The organism is Haloterrigena gelatinilytica, from assembly GCF_013342145.1.
Lineage (GTDB): Archaea > Halobacteriota > Halobacteria > Halobacteriales > Natrialbaceae > Haloterrigena > Haloterrigena gelatinilytica.
On the sequence record NZ_JABUQZ010000001.1, the window covers coordinates 2177191 to 2200466 of the forward strand.

19 protein-coding genes are annotated in these 23276 nt (G+C 65.7%); 15 read left to right on the forward strand and 4 right to left on the reverse strand.

What is annotated here, in order from left to right; translation table 11 throughout:
• Positions 1-428 precede the first annotated feature (428 nt).
• The 3 genes from HTZ84_RS11055 (at position 429) to HTZ84_RS11065 (ending at position 4209) form a co-directional block, all read left to right on the forward strand.
• Positions 429-779 carry a DUF5658 family protein gene (locus HTZ84_RS11055; RefSeq protein ID WP_174680731.1) on the forward strand — a complete coding sequence of 117 codons (351 nt, stop codon included), beginning with the start codon at positions 429-431 and terminating at the stop codon, positions 777-779.
• Between the two features lie 204 nt (positions 780-983).
• Positions 984-3683: a PAS domain-containing sensor histidine kinase gene (locus HTZ84_RS11060; RefSeq protein WP_174680732.1), complete on the forward strand. Its 2700-nt coding sequence runs from the start codon at positions 984-986 to the stop codon at positions 3681-3683.
• A gap of 328 nt (positions 3684-4011) precedes the next feature.
• Positions 4012-4209 carry a hypothetical protein gene (locus tag HTZ84_RS11065; protein ID WP_254611738.1) on the forward strand — a complete coding sequence of 66 codons (198 nt, stop codon included), beginning with the start codon at positions 4012-4014 and terminating at the stop codon, positions 4207-4209.
• A gap of 2 nt (positions 4210-4211) precedes the next feature.
• Here the strand turns inward: HTZ84_RS11065 and HTZ84_RS11070 are convergent, their stop codons facing one another.
• On the reverse strand, positions 4212-5612 hold the full coding sequence (locus tag HTZ84_RS11070; RefSeq protein ID WP_174680734.1) for an NAD-dependent succinate-semialdehyde dehydrogenase: 1401 nt from the start codon (positions 5610-5612) through the stop codon (positions 4212-4214).
• A 227-nt stretch (positions 5613-5839) separates the two neighbouring features.
• Here HTZ84_RS11070 and gdhB point away from each other — a divergent pair, with 227 nt between their 5' ends.
• The 3 genes from gdhB (at position 5840) to HTZ84_RS11085 (ending at position 8894) form a co-directional block, all read left to right on the forward strand.
• On the forward strand, positions 5840-7114 hold the full coding sequence (gdhB, locus tag HTZ84_RS11075) for a glutamate dehydrogenase GdhB (RefSeq protein ID WP_174680735.1): 1275 nt from the start codon (positions 5840-5842) through the stop codon (positions 7112-7114).
• A 181-nt stretch (positions 7115-7295) separates the two neighbouring features.
• Positions 7296-8027, forward strand: coding sequence for a TlpA family protein disulfide reductase (locus tag HTZ84_RS11080; protein ID WP_174680736.1), 732 nt, complete (start codon positions 7296-7298; stop codon positions 8025-8027).
• 138 nt (positions 8028-8165) lie between these two features.
• On the forward strand, positions 8166-8894 hold the full coding sequence (locus HTZ84_RS11085; RefSeq protein ID WP_174680737.1) for a cytochrome C biogenesis protein: 729 nt from the start codon (positions 8166-8168) through the stop codon (positions 8892-8894).
• 209 nt (positions 8895-9103) lie between these two features.
• Here the strand turns inward: HTZ84_RS11085 and HTZ84_RS11090 are convergent, their stop codons facing one another.
• Positions 9104-10387 carry a Cdc6/Cdc18 family protein gene (locus HTZ84_RS11090; RefSeq protein ID WP_008896422.1) on the reverse strand — a complete coding sequence of 428 codons (1284 nt, stop codon included), beginning with the start codon at positions 10385-10387 and terminating at the stop codon, positions 9104-9106.
• Positions 10388-11363: 976 nt separating this feature from the next.
• On the opposite strand from HTZ84_RS11090, the gene HTZ84_RS11095 reads away from it, so the two are divergent.
• The 4 genes from HTZ84_RS11095 to HTZ84_RS11110 all read left to right on the forward strand — a co-directional run bounded on the left by HTZ84_RS11095 (position 11364) and on the right by HTZ84_RS11110 (position 15081).
• A complete protein-coding gene (locus tag HTZ84_RS11095) occupies positions 11364-12230 on the forward strand; it encodes an HpcH/HpaI aldolase/citrate lyase family protein (RefSeq protein WP_174680738.1) in 867 nt (288 codons plus the stop codon).
• Positions 12231-12338: 108 nt separating this feature from the next.
• Entirely contained in the window at positions 12339-13595 is a 1257-nt protein-coding gene (locus HTZ84_RS11100) for a Glu/Leu/Phe/Val family dehydrogenase (RefSeq protein ID WP_174680739.1), read from the forward strand.
• Positions 13596-13685: 90 nt separating this feature from the next.
• Positions 13686-14183, forward strand: coding sequence for a DUF2062 domain-containing protein (locus HTZ84_RS11105; RefSeq protein ID WP_174680740.1), 498 nt, complete (start codon positions 13686-13688; stop codon positions 14181-14183).
• 109 nt (positions 14184-14292) lie between these two features.
• The gene (locus tag HTZ84_RS11110; protein WP_174680741.1) at positions 14293-15081 is read left to right on the forward strand and encodes a DUF6517 family protein; all 789 of its coding nucleotides are present in this window, start codon (positions 14293-14295) and stop codon (positions 15079-15081) included.
• A 54-nt stretch (positions 15082-15135) separates the two neighbouring features.
• On the opposite strand, the gene HTZ84_RS11115 is transcribed toward HTZ84_RS11110, so the two are convergent.
• Together HTZ84_RS11115 and HTZ84_RS11120 are read right to left on the reverse strand one after the other, a co-directional pair.
• A complete protein-coding gene (locus HTZ84_RS11115) occupies positions 15136-16329 on the reverse strand; it encodes an acyl-CoA dehydrogenase family protein (protein WP_174680742.1) in 1194 nt (397 codons plus the stop codon).
• A gap of 134 nt (positions 16330-16463) precedes the next feature.
• Complete coding sequence (locus tag HTZ84_RS11120; RefSeq protein WP_174680743.1) at positions 16464-17822, reverse strand: DUF7544 domain-containing protein; 1359 nt, start codon at positions 17820-17822, stop codon at positions 16464-16466.
• 175 nt (positions 17823-17997) lie between these two features.
• Between HTZ84_RS11120 and HTZ84_RS11125 the strand changes: the two genes are divergently transcribed.
• From HTZ84_RS11125 to HTZ84_RS11145, 5 genes are all read left to right on the forward strand, one after another.
• Entirely contained in the window at positions 17998-18804 is an 807-nt protein-coding gene (locus HTZ84_RS11125; RefSeq protein ID WP_008896415.1) for an RIO1 family regulatory kinase/ATPase domain-containing protein, read from the forward strand.
• A 668-nt stretch (positions 18805-19472) separates the two neighbouring features.
• Positions 19473-20510 carry a carboxypeptidase regulatory-like domain-containing protein gene (locus HTZ84_RS11130; RefSeq protein WP_174680744.1) on the forward strand — a complete coding sequence of 346 codons (1038 nt, stop codon included), beginning with the start codon at positions 19473-19475 and terminating at the stop codon, positions 20508-20510.
• 285 nt (positions 20511-20795) lie between these two features.
• Positions 20796-21263 (forward strand): hypothetical protein, encoded by a 468-nt coding sequence (locus HTZ84_RS11135; protein WP_309138783.1) that lies wholly within the window; start codon positions 20796-20798, stop codon positions 21261-21263.
• 22 nt (positions 21264-21285) lie between these two features.
• Positions 21286-21987: a hypothetical protein gene (locus HTZ84_RS11140; RefSeq protein WP_174680745.1), complete on the forward strand. Its 702-nt coding sequence runs from the start codon at positions 21286-21288 to the stop codon at positions 21985-21987.
• Positions 21984-23156, forward strand: a complete 1173-nt coding sequence (locus HTZ84_RS11145; RefSeq protein ID WP_174680746.1) for an outer membrane protein assembly factor BamB family protein — start codon at positions 21984-21986, stop codon at positions 23154-23156. The genes HTZ84_RS11140 and HTZ84_RS11145 overlap by 4 nt, the downstream gene beginning before the upstream one ends.
• The last annotated feature ends 120 nt before the right edge of the window (positions 23157-23276 follow it).

The window sequence follows — 23276 nt, forward strand, 5'->3', positions numbered from 1 at the left end:
CGTGTCGATCGCGCTTCGTATCGCTCGAGTTTCGCATTATCGAACACCAGTATCGATGGATTACCCGACCGAAGCGGACTACTACCGGCGGAACCGGCTCGGTGCTACCGGGATCGTCCCTCGGAATGAGATTCCGTTCGAAACGGGCGCACTGGACTCGTCCCAGTAGGACCGCTACTCGATCCGTGCCGACTCCCGACGGTCGTCTCAAGTCGCTCGACCGACGACGGACTGTCTCGTCGGTCCGAAAGTCGGATCGTTCTCGAGACCGTCGCGATGACGTTCGGTACCGGTTACCGGGGCGTTACGCGGACGGAGCGGTGTCTACGGCTCCCATAACAATACCACGAGCCGTGGAACCCTTGCGTGACCGTGACACGCACCCGACGCTCGATCGCGACGACCGGTTCGACTCCGGCGGTGAGCCCATGAGCTCCGACGGCGCCTACCGGCGGTTCGAACTCCCGCTCGAGGTCTCGCCGGCCGCCCTCGAGCGCGCGCTGTGGGTTCTCGTCGCCCTCTCGCTGCTCGGGGACGTTCTGACGACGTTCGCCGGACTGCGGCTCGGGTTGGTCGAATCGAACCCGGTCGCTCGCAGCGTGATCGACGGCTACGGCTTCGTCGGCATGTTCGGTCTCAAGGGGCTGGCGATCGTCATCGGGCTGGTCTGTCGTCCCCTCCTGCCCCCCGCCTATCGGGCCGTCGTCCCCGCCGGGCTCGCCGTTCCCTGGACGCTCGCCGTCTGTATCAACCTCTACGTGATCTCGACGGTAGCGTAACGGCCCGCGAGGAGACCGAGGCGCTCCGTCCGTCGGGACTCGAGGACGGGGAGACGCCCCCGGAGACGTACCCGTGGGGCTGTGACCGGGTTCGGCGGCTCCGATTTCACCGATCCGGAGCGAACAGATGTCGGGAAATCCACTTGTGCTCGGGTCGGAATCCCGTGCAGAGAACTTATTGGACTCGATAAATTCTCCTTTCGCATGGAGAAAGCGACGGGGGAGACCGACGTGAACTGTTGGGAAGAGGCGGACGCACCCGAGGCCCTCCAGCGCTACCGGACGCTCGTGAATTCGGTCGACGACGGGATCTACCAGCTGGACCGCGAGGGCCGATTCGTCGCCGTCAACGACACCATCGTCGAGATGACCGGCTACGCCCGGGAGGAACTCCTCGGTGAACTCGCCTCCCTGCTTCTCGACGAGGACGACGTCGAGCGGATCGGTCGGGAGATACGGCGACGGCTCTCGAGCGACGAACCGGACGCGAAGGCGATCGAGTTCGCGGCGCATACCGCCGACGGCGACGAAATCGACTGCGAGTTACAGCTGAGTCTCCTCGTCGACGGCGAGGCGTCTCCGACGCCTCGAGAGGGCGGTGAGACCGCCGACGGCGATTTTCAGGGAACGGTGGGCGTCGTCCGCGACGTCACCGACCGGAACCGGGCCGAACAGCGCCTCAAGGAACGCGAACAGCAGCTCCGGCGCGAGCGCGACCTGACTGACCGACTCCTCGAAACCAGTCCCGTCGGTATCCAGGTGGTAGACGACGAGGGCGAGGTCACGAGGATGAACGGGCGGATCAAGGAGCTCCTCGACGCCTACGACGACTCCTACTCGCCCTCGGATCGGGAGGTCTACGACGAAAACGGCGACCGGGTCACCGTCGAAGAGCACCCGTTCGCCCGGACCCTGGAAACCGGCGAGCCGGTCTACGACGAGATTCTGCAGGTCGAACTCCCGGACGGCGACCGACGCTGGCTGTCGGTCAACGCGGCGCCGATCGTCGACGAGAACGGGGAGATAGACCGCGTGGTCACGACGGGCGAAGACGTCACCGACCTCAAGGAGCGCGAACGGGAGCTCCGAGCGCATCGAGACACGCTCGAGGCCGAACTGGAAGAGGTCTACGGACGCGTCACCGACGCGTTCTACGCACTGGACGACCAGTGGCGGTTCACGTACGTCAACGAGCGGGCGGCGGAACTCCTCGGCGTGACCGAGGAGGAGTTGCTCGGAGCGGACCTCTGGGATACGTTCCCGGAGGCGACCGCCACCGACGAGGCCCGGGAGAGCCTCCGAGCGGCGATGGAAGAGCAAGAAGCGACGACCTTCGAAGCCTTCTCGGAGTTGCTCGGGTTCTGGATCGAGGCGAGGATCTATCCGTCGGAGACCGGACTCTCGGTCTACTTCAACGACATCACCGAGCGCAAGGAGCGCGAACGGGAGCTGGAACTGTTTCGGACGCTGCTCGATCACTCCACCGACAGCGTGTTCGTGATCGACCCCGACACGGGAGCGTTTCTCGACAGCAACGACACCGCCTGTCGTTCCCTGGGCTACTCGCGAGAAGAACTGCTCCGGCTGTCCGTCCCCGATATCGATACCGAACTCCCGACGCGGGAAGCGTGGCAGTCCTTCGTCGCGGACCTGCGAGCCGAGGGGGAGACCACTTTCGAGGGGACGCATCGACGGAAGGACGGGACCGCGTTCCCGGTGGAAATCGACGTCTCCCACGTCGAACTGGATCGCGAGTACGTCCTCTCGATAGCGCGCGACGTCACCGAACGCAGGGAGCGCAAGCGAGCGCTGGAAGAGCGAAAGCGGGAGCTCCGAACGCTGATCGAGTTGCTCCCGGTCGCCGTGTTCGTCGCCGACGACGACGGGCGGATCCTCGAGTGGAACGAGGCGGCCGAAGAGGTCTGGGGCGGGGAGGTCGCCGAATCCGAGTCGATCGCCGAGTACGATCGATACGACGGCTGGTGGGCGGACACGGGTGAGCCGGTCGATCCCGACGAATGGGCGCTCGCCAGAGCGGTCCGGGGCGAAGCGGTACCCGATCCGGACGAGATCGAAATCGAGGGCTTCGACGGCGAGCGCCGCACGGTCCTGAATCACGGCATGCCAATCCGGGACGAGGACGGCGAGGTGAGTCGCGCGGTCGTTACCCTCGTCGACATCACCGAGCGCAAGGAGTACCAGCGGCAACTCGAGAAGACCAACGAGCGCCTCGAGCGGTTCGCCTACGCGGCCAGCCACGACTTACAGGAACCCCTGCGGATGGTCTCGAGCTACCTGCAGCTGATCGAGCACCGCTACAGCGACGACCTCGACGAAGAGGGTCGGGAATTCCTCGAGTTCGCCGTCGACGGCGCCGAGCGGATGCGCGAGATGATCGACGGCCTCCTCGAGTACTCCCGCGTCCAGACGCAGGCGAACCCGTTCGAGCCGGTCGAGTTAGGCGACGTCCTCGCGGACGTCCGCGAAGACTTGCGGGTGAAAATCGAGGAACACGACGCCGCGATCGTCGCCGAGGACCTCCCCCGTATCGAGGGCGATCCCAGCCAGATCCGGCAGGTCCTCCAGAACCTGCTCGACAACGCCATCGAGTACAGCGGCGAGGGGCCGCCGCGGATTCGCATCGCCGCCGAACGCGACGGAGCCGAGTGCGTGGTCGCAGTTCGGGATAACGGGATCGGCATCGACCCCGACGAGGCCGACCGTATTTTCGACGTGTTCGAGCGACTACACAGCCGCGACGAACACTCGGGAACCGGGATCGGGCTGGCGCTGTGCGAGCGCGTCGTCGAGCGCCACGGCGGCGAGATCTGGGTCGAGTCCGAGCCCGGCGACGGAACGACGTTCTCGTTTACGCTTCCCGTCGCGACCGACCGCGATACGTGATTTCGACGTGACCGCCCGCTACTCGACCGCAGCGACGCCGCGCCGTCGTTCCCTTCTCGAGCGCCGCGGCGCGGGCGAATCCGCGGTAGCGGCGTTTCCTCGCGCCGACGCCTTCGCTCCGACTCGACCGACGTCGTCCCGGCCTCGCCGCCCCAGATACCTTGATAACGGTTGGCGTGGTAGGTCGAATCAACCCAGTATTTGAGGGGTGACGGCAGTCGAACCGACGGCGGCCGAGCGGCGACGGCTCGAGTCGACGGCGAACGGAGACGCGGACGCAGCGAGAACCGGACTGCGACCGAACCGCGACGAGATCAGCACGAGATCGATGCCACTGCCACCGGAGCCGATGTTGCTGTACGTGATCGTCACGTCGGTCGTCTACGGGTTGCTGTGGCGATGGTGGTGGACGACGGTCGAGAACGGCGGCGTCGAACTCAGCTACTCCGAGGACCGACTTTTAGACGCCGAGAACGCGAACGGGCGCCGGGATGACGACGCCGAGGTCCGGTTTCGCGACGAATAGCGTTACTCGACCATCTCCGTTTCCTCTCCCGCGTCGCCTTGCACCCAGATCGTCTTCCGGTTGACGAACTCCCGGATGCCGTCGCGGGAGAGTTCGCGGCCGTAGCCGGAGTCCTTCACGCCGCCGAAGGGCAGGCGCGGGTCGGACTTGACGAGTTCGTTGACGAACGCCAGCCCGGACTCGAACTGCCGGGCGACTCGCTCCCCGCGCTCTAAGTCTTCCGTCCAGACGCTGGCGCCGAGGCCGAAGCGGGTGTCGTTGGCCTTCTCGATCGCGGCCGCCTCGTCGGGGACGCGGAACACCGTCGCGACGGGTCCGAACAGTTCCTCCTGATCCGCGGGCGCGTTTTCCGGGACGTCGGTGAGGACGGTCGGCGGGTAGAACGCGCCGTCGCGGTCCATCGGCTCGCCGCCGAGCCGACACTCGCCGCCGGCCTCGAGCGTCTCCTCGACTTGCCCGTGGAGTTCCTCCATGAGGTCCTCGCGGGCCTGCGGGCCGATATCGGTCTCCTCGTCCGTCGGATCGCCGACCGTCTGGGCGTCCATCTCCTCGACGAAGCGCTCGAGGAACTCGTCGTAGACCTCGTCGACGACCACGAACCGCTTGGCCGCGATACAGGACTGGCCGTTGTTGATGAGGCGGGCCTGCACCGCCGTCTCGACGGTTTTGTCCATGGGCGCGTCCTCGAGGACGACGAAGGGGTCGCTCCCCCCGAGCTCTAAGACGTTCTTCTTGAGTTGGCTGCCGGCCGTTTCGGCGACCGATCGGCCCGCGCCGTCGCTGCCGGTGATCGTGACGCCCGCGATCCGGTCGTCTTCGATCACCTCGTCGATCTCGCTCGAGCTAATCAGCAGCGTCGTGAACGCGCCCTCGGGGAACCCCGCCTCCCGGAACACGTCCTCGATCGCCCGCGCGCAGCCGGGGACGTTCGAGGCGTGTTTCAGCAGGCCGACGTTGCCCGCCGCGAGGTTGGGCGCGGCGAAGCGAAACACCTGCCAGAACGGGAAGTTCCAAGGCATGATCGCCAGGATCGGCCCGAGGGGCTCGTAGGAGAGGAGCGTCCGGGCCTCGGGCTCGCTCGCGATGACTTCGTCGTCGAGGTGCTCGGCGGCGTGTTCGGCGTAGTAGTCACAGACCCAGGCGCACTTCTCGACCTCGTCGCGGGCCTGCCCGATGGGCTTGCCCATCTCCTCGGTCATCAGTTCGGCGTACTCCTCGCTGTTCTCGCGGAGGACGTCGGCCGCCGCGGACAGCAGTTGCTGGCGGTGCTCGATCGAGGTCTCGCTCCACTCGTCGAAGGTCTCGACCGCGCGCTCGAGGTGGGCCTCCCGATCGCCGCTCGAGGTCTCGTCGAAGGTGCCGACGACCTCGCCCGTCGCCGGATTGGTGCTTTCGATGGACACGCGGATCCAGACCACGACGAGGCGCTTCAAACGTGGGGTAGCGATGGAAGGGAGGGCGAGACAACTGCGCCGGTCCGCCGGGAACGGCTCGCCGAACGCGCTCGATCCGGGGGTCGACGATCGAAGACGCGCGGCGATCGGAGCCGGAGCGACCGTCGACGAGTGCAGTCCCAAGGGTTTTAGCCGAAGTTGAGCAAGACCCAGACCACGGTCCACCCGATTCTACAATGACAGCCGCAGATCCACAGTCGGAATCCGAGCCGGAGAGCGCCGTCGAAACAGCCCGTCACCAACTCGAGCGCGCGGCGGCCCACCTCGACGTCGACGAGGGAATCGTCGAACGACTTCGCCACCCGACGAGCGTCCACCGGGTGACGGTCCCCCTCGAGCGCGACGACGGCTCCCGCGAGATGTTCACGGGGTATCGGGCACACCACGACAGCGTTCGCGGCCCGTACAAGGGCGGCCTGCGTTACCATCCGGAGGTATCCGAGGAGGAGTGCGTCGGCCTCTCGATGTGGATGACCTGGAAGTGCGCGGTGATGGACCTCCCCTTCGGCGGCGGGAAGGGCGGCATCATCGTCAATCCGAAGGAGCTCAGCAGCGACGAGAAAGAGCGGCTCACCCGCCGCTTCGCGGAGGAGCTGCGGCCGGTGATCGGCCCGATGACGGACATCCCCGCGCCGGACATGGGGACGGATCCGCAGACGATGGCCTGGTTCATGGACGCCTACTCGATGCAACAGGGCGAGACCACGCCCGGCGTCGTCACCGGCAAGCCGCCGATCGTCGGGGGCAGCTACGGCCGCGAGGAGGCGCCGGGCCGCAGCGTCGGGATCATCACGCGCGAGGCCATGGAGTACTACGACTGGGACGTCGAGGAGACGACCGTCGCCGTGCAAGGGTTCGGGAGCGTCGGCGCCAACGCGGCCCGGTATCTCGACGAGCTCGGCGCCTCCGTCGTCGCCGTTTCGGACGTCGACGGCGCCATCTACGACCCCGACGGACTCGACACGACCGACGTCGAGGACCACGACGAGAGTCCGGGCATGGTTTCGGGCTACGACGCGCCCGAGACGCTCACGAACGAGGAACTGCTCGAGTTGGACGTGGACGTGCTCGTCCCCGCCGCGATCGGGAACGTCCTGACCGGCGAGAACGCCCGCGACGTCGAGGCCGACATGATCGTCGAAGGGGCCAACGGACCGACGACCACCACGGCCGAGCGCATCTTCGAGGAACGCGGGATTCCCGTGATTCCGGACATCATCGCCAACGCCGGCGGCGTCACCGTCTCGTACTTCGAGTGGCTCCAGGACATCAACCGCCGGGCGTGGACGCTCGAGCGGGTCAACGACGAACTCGAGAGCGAGATGCGTACGGCCTGGGAGGACGTCCGGACGGAGTACGACGACCGGGACGTGACCTGGCGGGACGCGACCTACATCGTCGCCCTCGAGCGGATCGCGAGCGCCCACGAGACCCGCGGGCTCTGGCCGTAGTCGGGCCACGGGCTCTGGTCTGGCCGTAGTCGGGTACTGCCTCGAGCGGTCGCGCCCCATCCGTGCGACGCGGGACGTTCGACGGGTGCCGACGGCGGACGAACCGTCGCCCCACGGCGCGGGCACGTATCGAGACGCGTACCAGAATTATTGTTAGTCTGCCGCACTAGAGTACGGTAGAATGACGACTGGACGCGATACGATCCCTCGACGGAACGTGCTTCGGGTAGTCGGTGCGGGGTCGATCGCCGCCCTCGCGGGATGTTCGGGGACCGACGACGGCGAATCAACCGAGGAGCCCGCACCGGAGCCGGAAGCGGTCGACGTCAGCGAGGACGCGACCTGGCGGACCGCGTCGCTGACCGACGTGACGAGCGACGAAGAGTTCCGCGTCGAGGACGCCGAGCGGCCGGTCATCGTCCACACGTTCTCGACGGGCTGTGCCGTCTGTCGGTCCCAAGACCGCGAATTCGGTGCTCTCTATCCGAACGCTGACGTCGAGATCGTCGACCTCACGATCTATTCGAACGACGACCCGGAGACACTCCGGAGCTACGCGAACGAAGAGGGCTACGAGTGGCGGTTCGGAACCGCGACCGACGAGGTCACGAGCGATCTCATCTCGGACTTCGGACGGGAGGTGACCAGCAGCGCGAACTCGCCGGTCATCGTCGTCTGTCCGAACGACGGCGTATACAGGCTCGAGAAGAAGGTCGACGCCGAGCATCTCGAGTCGATCCTCGCGGACGTCTGCGGACCGGTCGACTCGAGCGGTTCGGACGAGACGACCGGCTCAGGGGACTCGGGCAACTCGAGCGATGCCGGTAACTCGAGCGACTCGGACGACTCTGGCGACGCAACTGACTCGGACGACTCTGGCGACGCAACTGACTCGGACGACTCGAGCGCATAACTGGACGATGAAGCCCCTCACTCGAGCGGTCGATCTCGGTCGGTCGCCCCGGCACGACGAATCCCGTAGCGAGTCGCGACGCCCGGCAACCGCTCTTTCGAGCCCGACACCGAAGCCGACCGCGAGGGCGCGACCGAGATGACGTCGACGACCGCCGCGCTGCTCGAGTTCTTCCTGCTCGGTCTCGCGACGCCGCTGACCGCGGCGTGCGCCGTGCCGCTGTATCCGGCCTTCATCGCCTACCTGGCCTCGGCCGGCGAGGGGAGCCGCGAGACGCCCGTCGCGGTGCTCGGGGGGCTCGTCGTCGCGGGCGTCCTCGCGTTCGTGACGCTCGTCGGCCTGCTGTGGACCGTCGTCTTCGAAGCCGGCGTTTCGGACGCCGTCGGTCTCGTTTCGCCCGTCGCCTTCGCCGTCCTCGCCGTCGTCGGCGCGGTGTTGATCGTCTCGCCGAGCGGGTTCGCCCGGCTGCCGACGATCGAACCGCCGCACACGCGGTACCCGACGCTGTCGGCGTTCGGCTACGGCTTCTTCTTCGGGGCGACCGTCCTCCCCTGTAACCCGGGGCTGATCGCGCTGTTTTTCGGGCGGTCGACGGTCGCCTTCCCCGCGTTCGACTCGCAACTCGAGGTCATGCTCGGCTTTCTCGCGTTCGGGCTGGGGATCGGCGCGCCGCTGCTAGCGTTCGCCCTCGTCTCCCAGCCGTTCGGCCGGCGCGTCACGCGGACGCTGGCCCGCTACAGCGGCCCGATCAATCGGGTCGTCGGCGCCGTGTTGCTCGTCGTCTCGCTGTACTACCTGCTGTTCGTCTTCACCGTCATCCCCGGAACCGGGGGGCTGGAACCGCCGTTCGATCTCTATCTGGGGTGACCGGAACATTCGCGATCGCTCGCCGTCGATAGACGACGAGCGGCGGGACGCCCACCCCCACCCCTCGTTCAGAGTGAAAGGCGTCCGAAGCGGGGGTGGGGGGTGGGGGAGGGTTGGATGAGGGTGACTCGAGTCTCACGTCTCGAGTGCTGTCCATCCTACGCCGGGATGACCGATCGAAAGCGAAGGGGGCCGTGTCGCAACCGCCGTCAGTCGAAGGAGGAGAGGTCGGTATCGCGACCGCCGGTCGCCGGTCCGGTCTCGGCGAGTCGGTCGTAGGTCGGGAGCTCCTCGAGCGAGGCGTCGCGGCGGACGGCCTTGACGATGTGTTTCGGATCGGTGACCAGCCGGTGGAGGAGGTAACTTCCCTGCGAGCGGCCGCCACCGGTCTTCTCGGACTCGATCACGCCGAGGAACGCCTGTTCCTTCAGTTGGCGGTAGAGCCCGTTCTCGGTGATCGGGTCGGTCGCGACGAGATCGCAGATGCCGACGTACCGCTCGTAGATCTCGCGGGTCTTGTACGTCTCCCGCTCCCCGGTGATGATGTGGCTCGCCAGCGCGTAGAGGGCGAGTTTCGCGTGGACTGTCGCCCCGCTGGTGAGTTCCTCGATCCGGTTGATCTCGGCGACCTCCTGGGCCTGCTTGATGTGGTCCTCCGAGACGATCTCGCTCCCGGTACGGCGAGCGAGTTCGCCGGCCTCCTTCAGGATCTCGATCGCCTTTCGCGCGTCGCCGTGTTTCTTCGCCGCCAGGGCGGCACAGAGTTCGATCGTTCCGTCCGCGAGGACGTCGGGCTGGAAGGCGTCCTCGCGGTTGCGCATGATCTCTCGGAGCTGGGAGGCGTCGTAGGGATGGAAGAACAGTTCGCGGTGACCGAAGCTGCTGTCGATGCGCTCGTCGAGCGTCTCCCGGTACTTGACCTTGTTACTGATGCCGATGACGCCGATGTAGGCGTCGGTCTTCCGGGCCTCGCGGGCCCGCGAGAGCTGCATCAGAATGTTGCTGTTGTCCAGTTTGTCGATCTCGTCCAAGATGACGACGACCGCGTCGAAGCAGTCCTCGAGGATCGCCCAGATGTGCTGGTAGTACTCCATCGTCCCGACGCCCCGAACCGGGATGTTCTCCCGGTAGTCGGTGCCGTCCTTGAGACTGAGCGCCAACTGGCGCGTCGTCCGCGTCTCCGTGTTCGCCTCCGAGCAGTCGACGTAGAGCACGCCGCAGTCGATACCGTTGCCTCGAGCGGCGTTCCGGGCGCGCGTCGCGACGTGTCGGGAGATGAGACTCTTGCCGGTTCCGGTCTTGCCGTAGATCATCACGTTGTTCGGCGGATCGCCGCGCGTGATCGCGCCGATCTCGGCGGCGACGGATTCGATCTCGTCGTCCCGTCCGACGATCCGATCCTCGTCGGGGACGTGCCCGACGTGGAGGAGTTCCTTCCGATCGAAGATCGGATCCTGTGATTGAAAAAGCGGGTCCCCTGCCTGATCAGCCATATCTCCGTGCTCGAAGAGCGACCTAATAAATCTGTGGAAGGTAGTTCAGACTGATAAACCGACTTTAGACGTTCTCAAAGACAGCGTATCGACGGGAACCGCTCGAGTGAATCTCGTTCCCGAATCAGACTGAAGGTCGACGGACTCCGGTTCCGATCGGGAGACCCGGACCCCTCGTTCAGAGTGAAATCGCCATCGCGGACACCCCCGGACGGTCACCTCGCGATCAGTACTCTCCTCTCGCTGAACACTGCTGGGCGACCGCAGAGATGATTCCGGCAGCGAACGATTCCCCTCGAACCGGCTTCGTTCGTCCTGTTCACCGAGTTCTCTCTGACCTCCTTCTGCTTTCTTTCTACTAGTCTAGAATAGACCTAGATATAATAGTATTATATCTTGTGATGGAGGAAACATGATCTTCTACACTAGTATTTAAATATCTGAATTGAACTTTCGTATCAGAGAACCACATTACATCTCGAGCACGCTCCCTCCCACCATCGAGTACAGGGTCCCCCAGTCTCGAACACCGTTTCACTCTGAACGAGGGGAGGGACCCTCGAGTCCGACTCCAGCTTGAGTGCATCTCGACGCCGCGTTCTCTCTGTCACTGCCATCTCGTATTACCCGTTTTCAGACCCGTTTCAGCCCGAAAACCGTCGCTGCTATCGAGGCCGAACCGGCGGACACCCCTCGTTCAGAGTGAAAGTCCTCCCGCTCTGTCAGAATCGGCCCGACGCTCTCAGCGCCGTTTCACTCTGAACGACGGGTCCGTCCGTTACTGGGACGCTCCACCGCCCGTTTCTCGCCCCGGTGCCCCTTTCACTCTGAACCGGGGGTGTCCGTGCTACCGTTCGGCGCTTCGATCGGTCGCCCCGTGATCTCGAAGCGCGCTCGGTTCGGCAGCGACGACCGTCACCACGAGACGTGACACAGACACACGTATTCCTATGGGCCTGGCTCGAGGACACAGCGTATGGTCCGCAGAAGCGTTCTGTTCACGCCCGGCGACCGCCCCGAGATGCTTCGCAAGGCGCCCGCCGCCGGAGCGGACGTGATCGTGTTCGATCTCGAGGACGCCGTCGCCCCCCGACGAAAGGACGAGGCCCGCGAGTCGGTCCGCGAGGTGCTCACCGATCCCGCGTTCGATCCCGACTGCGAGGTTTGCGTTCGCGTCAACGCCGGCGACTCGGCGCTGGCGGCCGACCTCCAGACCGTTCTCGATCCGGCGGAAACGGACGTCGATCGTCGACTCGATAGCGTCATGGCCCCGAAAGTCGCCTCGGCGGCGGACGTCCGCCACCTCGCGGACGAAATCGCGAAGTACGACCGCACGCTGCCCGTCTTCGCGCTGATCGAGAGCGCGGCCGGAGTCCTCGCCGCACCGGAGATCGCCGCCGCGCGGGCGACCGACGCGCTCGTCTTCGGCGCCGAGGACCTCTCGGCGGATATCGGCGCGACCCGCAGCGCCGAGGGGACGGAAGTGCTCTACGCTCGCGAGCGCGTCGTGATCGCCGCCGCCGCCCACGACTGTACGGCGATCGATACGCTCGTGACCGACTTCGAGGACGAGCGGCGGCTCCGCGAGGACGCCGACCGTTCCGTCCGGCTCGGCTACGACGGCAAACTGGCGATCCACCCGGCCCAGGTCGACCCGATCAACGAGGCCTTCACTCCCAGCGAAGCGGATCGGGAGTGGGCCGAACGCGTCCTCGAGGCCAAACGCGAGGCCGACGCCGAAGGCCACGGGGTCTTCGAAGTCGACGGCGAGATGATCGACGCGCCGCTGATCGCCCAGGCTGAACGAATTCAGGAGCGAGCGGCGGCCGGCGACGAGAACTGACTGAGCGTTCAAAATACAAGGGGAGACAAATCACCTTGGTGGATAGTTGATCATGAGGTATGGTAGATATTCGCTACGCTTATCCCCCCGTCGTGAAAATCACTGGGTATGACCCAGGGTACCAACCCGTTCGAAAGTCTGCAGTCCCAGATCGACGACGCCGCCGCGTACCTCGACGTCGAGGACGACGTGATCGAGCGGCTCAAACACCCCGAACGCGTGCTCGAGACGAACCTCTCCGTGGAGATGGACGACGGGAGCCTCGAGCGGTTCAAAGCATTCCGCTCGCAGTTCAACGGCGACCGCGGCCCCTACAAAGGCGGCATCCGCTACCACCCGCAGGTCTCCCGCGACGAGGTCAAGGCCCTCTCGGGCTGGATGACCTACAAGACGGCGACCGTCGACATCCCGCTGGGCGGCGGGAAGGGCGGCATCATCATCGATCCCGCCGAGTACTCCGAGAGCGAACTCGAGCGGATCACCCGCGCGTTCGCGAAGGAACTCCGTCCGCTGATCGGCGAAGACCGCGACGTCCCCGCGCCCGACGTCAACACGGGCCAACGGGAGATGAACTGGATCAAAGACACCTACGAGACCCTGGAAAACACCACCGAGCCGGGCGTGATCACGGGCAAGAACCTCGCTAGCGGTGGCAGCGAGGGCCGCGTCGAGGCGACGGGCCGCTCGACCGTCATCGCCGCGCGCGAGGCCTTCGACTACCTCGACAAGGACCTCGAGGGCGCGACCGTCGCCGTTCAGGGCTACGGGAACGCCGGCTGGATCGCCGCCAAACTGATCGACGAGATGGGCGCGACCGTCGTCGCCGCCAGCGACTCCTCGGGCGGGATCTACAACCCCGACGGCTTCGATCCCGTCGCCGCGAAAGATCACAAGAACGAGACCGGCAGCGTCGTCGGCTACGAGGAAAGCGAGGAGGAGATCACCAACGAGGACGTCCTGACGATGGACGTCGACCTGCTGATCCCCGCGGCCCTCGAGAACGCCATCGACGCCGACCTCGCGGAGGACGTGCAAGCGGACGTCATCTCCGAGGCCGCCAACGGGCCGTTGACGCCCGACGCTGACGCCGTCCTCGAGGACGAGGACGTGTTCGTGATCCCGGACATCCTCGCGAACGCCGGCGGAGTCACCGTCTCGTACTTCGAGTGGGTCCAGAACCGACAGCGCTTCTACTGGAGCGAGGAGCGCGTCAACGAGGAGCTCGAAGACCACATCGTCGACGCCTTCGACTCGCTGGTCGAGACCATCGAGGAACACGACATCGCCAACCCCCGCACCGCGACGTACGTGGTCGCGATCCAGCGGGTCGCCGACTCCTTCGAGGAAGCCGGCTCGTTCCCGTAAGCCGTCGATTCTCCGCGAAGCCGAGCCGGCGAACGGACGGTCGCTCTCGGTATCTTTTTGGTCGCCGCTGGTAACCCACGCACAGAGCGAATGGTCCGGGAACGGCTCGCCAGGTATCGTGATCGCATCCGCCGGAAACTCGTCGCAGCGTTTCGCGAGGAGCACACTCCCCATCAGATCGCCGCGAGCTTCGCGATCGGGATCTTCGTGACGGCGCTTCCGACCGGCGGGCTGGGCGTCGGGCTGTTTTTCGTCCTCGTCTCGCTACAGGCCTGGATCAGCAAACCCGCGATTTTCGCCTCCGTCGCCGTTCTCAACCCGGTCGTGAAACCAGCGGTGTACCTCTCGAGTTTTCAGGTCGGCGCCGTCCTGCTGGGATCGGACTCGGTGGCCTCTCGAGACGCGCTGTCCGGCGAGTTGGCGCGGGTTGCGATCCGTCAACTCGTACTCGGGAACGTCGTGATCGCCGTCGGGTTGGCCGTCGTCGGATACGTACTGCTCCGGTATGTAACACAACTTCACCGCCGTCGGTCGGACCGATTCGAGGCGCCAGCCGAATCGGGGATATTCGGCAACCTTCGTCGCTGAAAACCGCGGCTTCGAAATTCGGCCTCGAGAGTGCGAAACATCTTGTCGTTTCGACAGAATCTCAGAAGTCCGATAAATTCATAGGAACGGAACTCCCATTGTTTCGAAGATGAATCGAAGAGCGCTGCTCGGTGGACTCGGTGCCGTCGGACTGGCGAGCCTGTCGGGCTGTCTGGGGCTGGTCGGAATGGACAGCCACGAGTCGTCGCCGGCCGGCGTCGATCCGGCCGTCCGCGAGGAAACCGGCTACGAACAGACCGCGATCGACGAGGTCGTCGTCGAAAAGGAGGTCGAGGTCAGCGCCTACTCCGAGACGATTACCGTTACGAACTACAAGACCACCCACGAGAAGTCCGTGGAACTTCCGCCGCTCGGGAGCCGGCGCGCCGCCGTCTTCACCGTGCTCACCTCCCCCCAGATCGGGATCGCGGGTCGGAACTTCAACCCCGTCGAAGACATGTCGACGAACGAACTCGTCGATCTGATCGCGGAGAACTACGACGATATCGGCGACATCTCCCACGAGGAGGACGGCGAGATCACGATCCTCGACGAGACGACGAAGCGGTCGCGGTTCAGCGCCGACGCGACGTTCAACGGGCACGACCTCGAGGTCGACGTCCACGTCACCGAGGCCGTCGAAGCCGACGACGACCTGCTCGTGACCATCGGCGTCTACCCGCAGTACGTCCGGGATCAGGAGATGGACAACGTGTTCTCGCTCATGGAGGCCGTCGACACGGACGCCGAGGAAGAGGAGGATAACGTCGACGGAAACGAGAGCGACGGAAACGGCGACGCCGACGAATCCGACGGTGGAAACGGCACCGAATCCGAAGACAGCGACGGCGGCGAGAACAACGAGAGCGGTGACGATCTGCTCGAGACCGTCGAGTAACCCGCTCTCGTTCCTCGCACCGTCGCACCGTTCCGGACTCCGGCTCGAGGTCGTTCAGAGGCCCAGTTCGCGTCCGATGACGAGGTGCTGGATCTCGCTGGTTCCCTCGCCGATCTCCATCAGTTTCGCGTCGCGGTAGAACCGCTGGGGCGCGAAGTCGGTGGTGTAGCCGTAGCCGCCAAGCACCTGGACGGCGTCCTCGGCGACCTCGCGGGCGGCTTCGCTGGCGTCGAGTTTCGCGAGCGCGGACTCGCGGGTCACGGGCTCGCCCTCGTCGTAGGTGCGGGCCGCGCGGTGCGTGAGCAGGCGCGCGCGCTCGGTCTTGCGGTGCATGTCGACGATCTTGTCGCGGACGGCGTCGAACTCGCAGATCGGCTGGCCGAACTGCTCGCGCTCTTTGCTGTACTCCTTGGCGTGTTCGTAAGCGCCCTGAGCCAGTCCCGTCGAGAGCGCGGCGATCGAGATGCGGCCGCCGTCGAGCGTTTTCTTGGTCTGGGTCCACCCCTCGCCCTCCTCGCCCAGTAGTCGATCCTCGGGAAGCCGCACGTTCTCGAGGCGAATTTCGCAGGTCGGCGAGGCGTTCAACCCCATCTTGTCCCAGACGGTCGTCACCTCGAAGCCGTCGTCCTCGCGGGGGTCGACGATGAACGTCGAAATCCCGTCGTAGCCGGCGTCGGGGTCGGTGACGGCCTTGACGAGGATCGAGCCCGCCTCGCTGGCGTTCGTGATGAACTGCTTGGTCCCGTTCAGGACCCATTCGTCGCCGTCCTCGGAAGCCGTGACTTCCGAGGGAGCAGCCGAGCTACGCTCGGCGGAGTCTCGCTCCGCGGTCGTCTCCATGTCCGAGGCGTCGGAGCCGCTGTCGGGTTCGGTCAGCGCCCAGCCGCCGAGGTACTCGCCCTCCGCTAGGGGCCGCAGCCAGCGTTCCTTCTGCGCACGCGTGCCGAACTGCTCGATTGGCTTCGAGGCCAGCGACGTGTGGGCGACGTAGGAGAGCCCGATCGAGCCCGAGACCCGACCGAGTTCCTCGGCGACCAGCGCGTACATGAGCGTGTCGCCGCCGAGGCCGCCGTACTCCTCGTCGATGGGAACGCCCATCATATCGAGGTCCGCGAGCTGATCGAAGATCTCCGCGGGGAACCGGTGCTCGTCCTCGATCTCCTGGGCGATCGGCTCGATTTCGGTCTCGCAGAAGTCCCTGACGGTCTCCCGGACCATCCGGTGTTCGTCGGGCAGCTCCGTGTCCATACGCAACACTTGCCGGGGCGAAGAATAAACGCACCGCCGGAGTACGGAGAGTGTGACGAGCGGCCCGTGGCTCGAGGCGATCGGGTAACTCGAGCCGACCGAACGACCGTCGATGTGCGGGCTCGAGCGCGGCGCTACCAGGTTCGATCGTCCTCGTCGCCGGTATCGTCCGATCCGTTCGTCTCGTTCTCCGAGTCGGTCTCGTCGGACTCGGTCGGCTCGGCCCACGGATCGGTACTACTCGAGTCGTCCGTCACGTCCCACGGATCGCTCTCGCAGTCGGAGTCCGACGCCTCGCTCCACGGGTCGCGATCGGGATCGGGATCGGAATCAGCACCGTCGGAATCGTCCCAGGAGTCGGCGCCGTCGGCGTCGGCCCAGGGATCCGTTTCTGCCCACGGATCGCCGTTGTCCATCGCCCGCCCGTCCCTCGAGGACCGATCGGCGCGCCGCGACGGGCCGTCAGCGGTTCCGGTCCAGTGGTCGTCTCGACCGCCCGCGGCGGCACCGGTTCCTCGAACCGCGGCCCGCTGTTCGGGGACGAGATCGAGGGCGTCGTCCGTATCGCCGAGCAACAGGAGGGCGTAGTACCGGAAGAACGTCGCGATCGGCGTCCAGATCAACCCCATAAACAGCAGGACGGCCGCGAGCGAGAGCGGACCGACGACGACGAACAGCAGGAGTCCGATCGGGCCGAGGAGGACCAGTACGAACGTCACGATCGCGATGGGGATCAGGAGCAGGAAGAGCCCGACGCCGACGACGATCCAGGCGCCGATCAGGACCGCGATGTAGAGGAACCAGAACAACACCAGGTAGAGCGCGTATTCGGTCCAGTCGGCCGTCAGCGTCGCCCGAAATCGCCTCCAGGCACCGATGACGCCCCGATCCTCGAGGAGCATGATCGGCGCGACGAACGCGTCGGTAAAGCGGCGCACGGCCGAATAGCCGAGGTACAGCGCGAAGCCGTAGATCGAGTACAGCCCGAACAGCCCCGGCGAGAGGTCGGCGGGGCTGCCGCCGCCGGCGGCGACGAAGGAGGCGGGTGCCGCGCCGAGCCCGCTGGCGACGAGCAAGAGCCCGAGACGAAAGCAGAACAGGCGGATCCCCTTCCCGACGTTCGCGGCGAAATACCGCCGCACGCGGACCTCGTCCGAGCGCAACGACTCGAGAAACACGAACTCCATGATGCCGGCGACGAACGCGTAACACAGCCACGCGAACGACGCGAGTCCGACGAGGGCGAGCCCGATCGCGGCGACTTCGTCGGTCGGCACCGCGCCGTCGAGGTTTTCGACCTGCCACCCTCCGCCCGACGGATCACCGGGGACCGACAGCGCGTCGCTTCCCGGCACCGACGTGCTGAGCCCGAACCCGAGCGAGCTCACGAAGACGACGACGACCGCGAGCTTGACCCACGTCCATAGGCGTATCGGCGTCAGGAAGTTCCGACTGGCCTCGATCGCGTCGCCGAGGTCGTCGATCGCGTCCATACGTACCCTGTCGTTCAGTTGCGCTGTTGATAACAATACTGTTCTCCGGTCCGAGCGGATCGCATCGACGGCTGTTCGCCCCGCCAGCCGCCGACTCGAGTGTCGTTCACCGCCGATACGTCGCTCCGAAAACAGTTCGGGACGCATTTAACCTCGAAGCTCCCACATGCGAGGTATGGACATCCGCCGGCTCGCCCGAGGGACCGTCGAGTGGGATCGCCTCGAGCGCGTGGTCCGGACGCTGGCGGATCGCTACGACCGCGAGGCGGTCCGCGTGGAGTTTCTGGAGGCCGACAACTGGCTGTCGACCCCTTGTGTCATCGACGACGAGTGGTTCGTCAAGATCGTCTCCCGGCAGAACGCGCTGGTCCACGCGCTGTTGACGGCCGGGCGCAACGTCGGCGCGGTGTCGGCGGGGACCGACGGCTTCTTCGGCCGATTCGATACGCCCCGCGCGATGGTCGAACACGAGTACGAGGCGACCGAGCGCATGCGCGAGATCGGCATCAACGCGCCCCGGCCGATCGACGCCTTCGAGGTCAACGGACTCGGCGTGCTCGTCCTCGAGTACCTCCCCGAGTTTCGCTCGCTCGACGACGCGCCCGACTGGCTGGTCGCCGAGCGCGCGCCGGAACTGTTCGAGATCCTGGCCACGCTGCGCGATCACGGGATGGCCCACGGCGACCTGCGCGCGGAGAACATCCTGCTGTGTGACGGCGAGTTCTACTTCATCGACGCCACCAACGTCCACGACGACCGCGTCGCCGAGACCACCGCCTACGATCTGGCCTGCGCGCTGGCGGTCCTCGAGCCCCGGATCGGCGCCCCCGACGCCGTCGGTGCGGCCGCGTCGGTCTACGAGCCCGAGGAGTTGCTCGCGGCGCGACGGTTTCTCGACTTCGTTCGGCTGCGCCCCGATCACGAGTTCGACGCCAACCGCGTGCGACTCGAGCTCGAGCAGGCGGCGGAACTGCGCCGGTAGTGATCCGCCTCGACCGTTCTATCCGGAGACGCGCAACCACAGTTGGTGCGGACGAAACGGCCGATTTCAGCCGTGCGAACGGATTATCGGCCGCATTGGAAAACCCCGTGACCACCTGTTTTCGATCGAGATGACGACGGGGTCCGCGAGACGCTGCGCGATCACGACGCTCCGCCCGGAGCGGAGTCGGCGATCCGCGGACGCGGCTCCGGGTGACGCGGTTCGTAGTTCGCGTCCGGTTCGTTCGGTACGGTTTCGACGCGCGTTCCTCGTCAGCGCTCGTCGAGGGATCGATAGCGCGACCGGACGGCTATCGACGGACTCGAGCGCGCTCAGATACGGATGAGGGTGGTGGATTTATCGACGTAGTTATAGCTGGCACAACAGTTTAGCGGAGAGATAGGTGTCCTTAACAGAGCCATAGTGAACCGTTGGTGGCCTAAACGGGCACGTAATGCACCCCGCTGGTCCCGTCACCGGGCTCCGGCCGCCGCGGTCGGACTCGGACCAGACGCCGGAGTGGTATTCGCCGGAGCGAGCCGCAGAGACAGCGCTGGCGACCGATCGGCCGCGACCGCTCGGTTCGCCGATCGGCGACCGGTCGCCGTCGCCGTCGCCGGCGCCGGGAACAGAGACGACGAGGAACGCCTAACGCCACCGCGTCAACTATGAGAGGAAACACCCCAAATCGGCGAACGGAGGACCAAACGACGCAGAAAACCGTCCAGATCCTGCTCACCGTCTGTGGTATCGTGTTACTGGCCCTCGGGCTGGTACTCGCCGCGAGCGGAACGTCCATCAACAGCGCGATCGGCTCGGTCTCCGACGAGTTGGGCGGTTCCGGCGGCTCCGACGACACGGGTTCCACTGCGAGCGACGATTCCAACGCGTCCGCCGGCGGGAACGAAACGGTAGCCGGCGACTCGAACAACACCGATGAACCCGGCGGTTCCGACAGCGGCGACTCCACCGGGAACGACGGCGGCGACGGCGACAACGCCGACAACGCCGACGACGCCGACGACGCCGACGACGGAGCGACCGATAGCGACGACGGGTCCGACGCGAACGATGACGGTAGCGGGAGCGAGACGGGCGGCGGCGACGAGACCCACACGCTGACGACGACCGTCGTGGATGCCGACGGCGCACCGGTCGACGGCGCGACCGTTACCGTCGCTCCCGAAAGCGATTCGAGCGAAACGCAAACCGTCGACGCCACCGGCGAGGCCGAGTTCGACCTCGAGGACGGCGAGTACGAGGTGACCGCCAACGCGGACGGCTACGAGGCGGCCACCGGCTCGGTCACGATCGACGGCAACGACAAGACGGCCACGTTGACCCTCGAGTCGACGGATGACGGTTCGAACGATAGCAACGGAGGCGGCCAGAACAACGACAACAACAACGACAGCGACGGGGGCAACGCGGGCGATTCCAACGGCATGCAGACCTTGACGGTCGTCGCCCAGGACGACGAGGGCGACGCTGTCAACGACGCAACCGTCACCGTCGAAGAAGACGGGTTTTTCTCCAGCGAGACGGTAGGTGAACAAGACGTCAACGACGACGGCGAGGCCGAGTTCGACCTCGAGGACGGCGAGTACGAGGTGACCGCCAACGCGAACGGCTACGAGGCGGCCACTGACTCGGTCACGATCAACGGCAACGACAAGACGATCACGCTGACTCTCGAGGAGGACTGACGTCGACCTCGCGTCCCTCGAGTAGTCGTCCGAGAGTCGCCGAAACGACTCGAACGGCGATCTCACTACGAAATACGGTTCTCGCGTCTCTCACTGCAGTGGAGAAGGGGGCGTCTCGAACGGATCGAGCGAGGTCGAAATCCTCTCTGCCGGCCGGTATCGCCAAAAGACAACGCCGTGCCATCGAATTAATTTCTGCACGCATATCTAATAATTGTGCTTTCAGTGCCTGATATCGACAAACATCGACACCTATATGTAATATAGACTTACTCTCAGCCTATCGTGATCACACGAACGCTGGAGCGATCGCCCGAAGAAACTCGCATCCTGGTCAAGGGTGCGCTCGAACTCGTCGACGACGTCGAGACCTATTACGACACCGGCCGCGGCGTGATCACCGCGAAGACCGGGTTCCGGTTCGGCTTCATCGCCTCGAGTTACGGCGAATCGCTCACGATCGACCTCCGGTCTGTCCGCGAGAGCGTGACGGAGATCACCGTTACCGGCGAGAAGAACGTCGCTGTCAACGTCGGCGCGAATCCGGAGAAGTACGTACTGGAGTTCGTTCGCACGCTCGATACGCTCGTCGACTATCCGATGGAAGACGTGATCTCTCTGTTGGACGAGCGAACGAGCGACCACAGCAAGGAGGTCGCGTCGCCGACTGATCACCGCGACGGCTCGGCCGTTCTCGCGATGGTCGTGCTGGCGATTTTCCTGCTGTTCGTTCTCTCAATCGTCGCCATCTAACGGCGCTTCCGAACCCACTACCATGGCACTCAAGTTCATCGGCGGATGCGGTATCGTACTGGGACTCCTGTTATTGCTGGCCGCGTTCGCGCAGCCGGCGACCGTTACGGAGACGAGCACGACGTGCGTCGACACGACGTACTACGGACAGGACTGCTCGACGGTCGAATACGAACGCCCCAATCAAACGCGGTCGCAGCTGTTCGGCGGCGGCGCGTTCTTCCTGGTCTCGGGACTGACCACGTACGGCATCGGTGCCGCCCGGAGCGGGAACTCGCTGCAATCGACGGAGCCGTCGCTGTCGAGATCGTCGAACGTGGGCACCGACGCAACGGACGACCGAAGGGCCGACGCGATGACTCTGCGCGAGCAACTGGACGCGAAGACGAACCCGGAACGGACGGCGGATACCGATCCGTCGGTCCGAACCGACTCGTTCGACGCCGTCGGCGAGACGACCCTACCGACAGCGGAACCGGGTGCCGAGTCGACCCGCTCGGCGAGCGGCCGAGGTCTCTCGGCGTTCCTGAAACCGGTCGCGAGCGGACTCGCGGCCGCCTTCGTGCTGACCTGGTTCCTCAGCGGCGCGTTCGTCGTCGAGAGCCCCGTCGGACGAACGGTCGTCTTCGCGATCTGTTCGCTTCCCGGAATCGGACTCTATTCCCGGTACTCGTCCGACGAGTCCGCGGTCGCGACTCCCGCGACGGGGGGATCGGACCGATGAACCGCCGCACGTTCCTCGCGCGGGCGGCCGCCGGCGTCGGTGTGAGCGCCGCCGTCGGACTGACGCCGCTCAACCCGCTCGCTCCCGACTCGAGGCGCGAAGCGTCCGCGGAAACGACGACGCCGGCGTCGTCGGAGGAATCGACCGAAACGGAGCAACCGGCACACTATCTGTGGACCGACGACCGCTTCGGCGGCGTCTCCGGACTCGTCACCGATACGACCGGCGACGAACTCTACGTCTCGCGCGGTACCACGGTGGAGCGGATCGACGCCGGGTCGGGCGAGGTCGAGTGGGACGTCGAGTCCGAGCAGTCGATCGAGGAACCGGTCGCCGTGGGCGGCGAGACCGTCTTCGCGGTCGGCCGACACGGGCGATTGGTCGCGGCCGGTCGAGACGGCGGCGACCGTCTCTGGTTCGAGGACACGAACGCGTTCTCGCCGGCGCGCCCGATAGTGGACGACGAGACCGTGGTCGTCGCCGGACGGTACGTGTCCGCCTACGGGATCGACTCCGGTGAGCGGCAGTGGTCGTCGTCCGATCGATTCACGTCACCGCGGACCCTCCGATCCGGCCGACACCTCTACGTCGGAGACCACCGGAACACGGCGAAACTGGACCTCCGCGACGGCTCGACGGTCTGGCAGTTCGACAACGGCGACCGCGTCGGCGGGCCGTCGTTCAACTTCGTCCTCGATTCCCAACGGGACCTCCTGTTCGGAACGAACAGTGGTACGCTCTACGCCGTCGACGCGACCGCCGGGAGCCTGGAGTGGACCGCCGAGGACCCCGGAACGTTCCGGTCGCTGGCCGCGACCGACGCCGGTCTGGTTTACTGTCTCGAAACGGACGCCGGGAACTCGCAGTTCGGTGTGATCGATCTCGACGATCGGGAAATCCTGTGGGAGAAGATCGCCTCGCTCGACTTCGAGGAGTGGGAGTACGGCCGCGTCACCACCGATCTCACCGTCTACGGCGGAGCGATCCTCGTCGGAACCTCGTCCGGACACCTCGCGACGATCGATCCGGGCGCCGGTCGCTTCCGCGCTGCAACGACCGCCCACGACGACGGAATCGACCGGCTGTCCGTCGACGGTGACCGCGCGTATCTGACCGGCAGCCGCGTCCTCCGCGGGGTCGATCTCGCCGAAACTGCGCTCGTCCGGTGAATACGGGCCCGTCTCCTCGTCCGTTACAGATGTTACAGATACCGAAGCGGAAGCCAGCGGCTTTCGTAAGCGGGTGGCGGGACGTCGATCGAGAAAAGGCGTTAGTCAGCGGTGGATGCG